This window comes from Olsenella sp. CU969, from assembly GCF_905219715.1.
Classification (GTDB): domain Bacteria; phylum Actinomycetota; class Coriobacteriia; order Coriobacteriales; family Atopobiaceae; genus Granulimonas; species Granulimonas faecalis.
Genome location: NZ_CAJMXC010000137.1, coordinates 1 through 2,120, shown reverse-complemented (window position 1 = coordinate 2,120; position 2,120 = coordinate 1). Strand labels below are relative to the sequence as shown.

At 71.8% G+C, this 2,120-nt stretch carries 2 protein-coding genes; both read right to left on the bottom strand.

The annotated features are described in order from the left end of the window. Positions 1–48: 48 nt before the first annotated feature. Positions 49–987, bottom strand: coding sequence for a transketolase family protein (locus tag JX283_RS08205; RefSeq protein WP_204830137.1), 939 nt, complete (start codon positions 985–987; stop codon positions 49–51). Between the two features lie 3 nt (positions 988–990). Further along, positions 991–1,848, bottom strand: a complete 858-nt coding sequence (locus JX283_RS08200; protein ID WP_370583437.1) for a transketolase — start codon at positions 1,846–1,848, stop codon at positions 991–993. Between the last annotated feature and the right edge of the window lie 272 nt (positions 1,849–2,120).

The window sequence follows — 2,120 nt, the reverse complement described above, 5'->3', positions numbered from 1 at the left end:
CCGCCAGGGGGGTGCCAGGGGGGGTGCCGCCAAGAAGCCGGGCCGGCATCAGCCTTGACAGAACCCCCGGACCTGGCGGGCGATGCCCTGGGCGTCCAAGCCAAAGTGCGCGAGCAGGTCGGCCGCCGGAGCGGAGGTGCCGAACGTTGTCATGCCCAGACGGTGCACGGGGCAGGGGCGCCTCTCGCCGAGGAGCTCGGCCACCGCGGCGCCGAGGCCCGTGGCGGTGCTGTGCTCCTCGACCGTGACCACGCGGCCGCAGCGTTCGGCGGCGGNGAGGACGGCCTCCTCGTCTAGCGGGCTCACGGAGTAGGCGTCAACCACGTGGACCTCGATGCCGTCGGACGCGAGGATGTCGGCCGCGGCGAGGGCCTGGGAGACCTCGACACCGCAGGCCACGATGGCCACGTCGCGGCCCTNGCGCAGCACGCGGGAGCCGCCGAGCTCAGCGGCGAAGCCCTCGTCGTACAGGGCGGGGACGGGATGACGGCCCATCCGCACATAGAGGGGGCCGGGCGTGGCGGCGGCCAGGCGCAGGCATGCGGCGGCGCTGTCGTAGTCAGCTGGCACGAGCACGCGCATCTGGGGCAGGGCGCGCATCATGCCGATGTCCTCGAGCGACTGGTGCGTGGCGCCGTCCTCGCCCACCGTGATGCCGGCGTGGGTGGGGCACACCTTCACNTCGNGNCCGGAGTCGNANACGGTGTTGCGGATCTGGTCGTAGGCGCGGCCNNGGGCGAACACGGCGAACGAGCCACAGAACACGGTGCGGCCGGTGAGCGACAGGCCCGAGGCCACGCCCACCATGTCCTGCTCGGCGATGCCCACGTCCACGAAGCGGTCGGGGTAGGCGGCGCCGAGGACCCCCAGCTTGGTGGAGCCGGCGAGGTCCGCGTCCACGGCGCAGACGTTCAGACCTTCCTCGACGAGCGACACGAGCGTGGCGCCGTAGGCCTCGCGGGTGGCGCGGGGTTTGGTCTCAGCCATGCCTTAAGCCTCCTTCTCGATGGCGTCGCGCTCGGCGTCGAGCTCGGCGAGGGCGGTTGCGGCCTGCTCGGGGCTCGGCGCGTTGCCGTGCCAGGAGGCCTGGTCCTCCATGAAGGAGACGCCCTTGCCCTTGACGGTCTCGCAGACCACGGCCTGGGGCGCGCCGGCGGCGGCCTTGACGGCGGTAAGGGCGGTCACGACGGCGGCCACGTCGTGGCCGTCCACGCGGGTGACGCCCCAGCCGAAGGCCGCGAGCTTGGCGTCGATGTCACCGAGGGAGCAGACGTCGGTCACATGCCCGTCGATCTGCAGGTTGTTGAGGTCGACGATGGCGCAGAGGTTGTCGAGGCCGCGGNGNGCGGCGAACATGAGCGCCTCCCAGTTGGACCCCTCCTGCAGCTCGCCGTCGCCGAGCAGGCAGAAGCCNTGGCGCGGNNTGGCGCCGACGGCCGCGGCGTCGATCTTGAGGCCGAGGGCGCAACCGGCGGAGACCGAGAGGCCCTGGCCNAGGGAGCCGGAACAGACCTCCACGCCGGGGCAGGCNTGGGAGTCGGGGTGGCCCTGGAGCTTGGAGCCGAGCTGGCGCAGGGTCATGAGGTCGTCGTCGGAGAGCCAGCCGAGCCGGTGGTAGGCGGCATAGAGGATGGGGGCGGCATGACCTTTGGTGAGGAAGAAGCGGTCGCCGGTATGGTCGTCGGGATTCNCGGCNTCATAGTCCATGACGCCCGAGAAGNACAGGGCGGCCACAATGTCGGCCGCCGACAGCGACCCGCCGGGGTGGCCCGACTTGCTCTGCGCCAGCATGCGGATCACGTCGTGGCGCATGGCGTTGGCTGCGAGCCTGAGGTCTCGCGTGTCCAAGGATGGTCCTCCTTCTGCGAGGTGAACGGACGGTTCAAGCATACCCGTCGAGCGGGGGCGCGACGGGAAGACGGCGGCGGGCGGGGCGCCTCTGCGGGCGCGTCCCTCTCAGCACCTGAACGCGCCTGGGGGCGCCCCTCTCCAAACCTGAACGCGCCTGAGAGCGGATTCCACCTCCCTGAACGCGCTTGAGGGCGACTTCCCGCACGGTTCGGCACCGGTGGTCGCCCTCAACCGCATTCAGGTACCGACGGGGGGGTGCCGACGGGGGG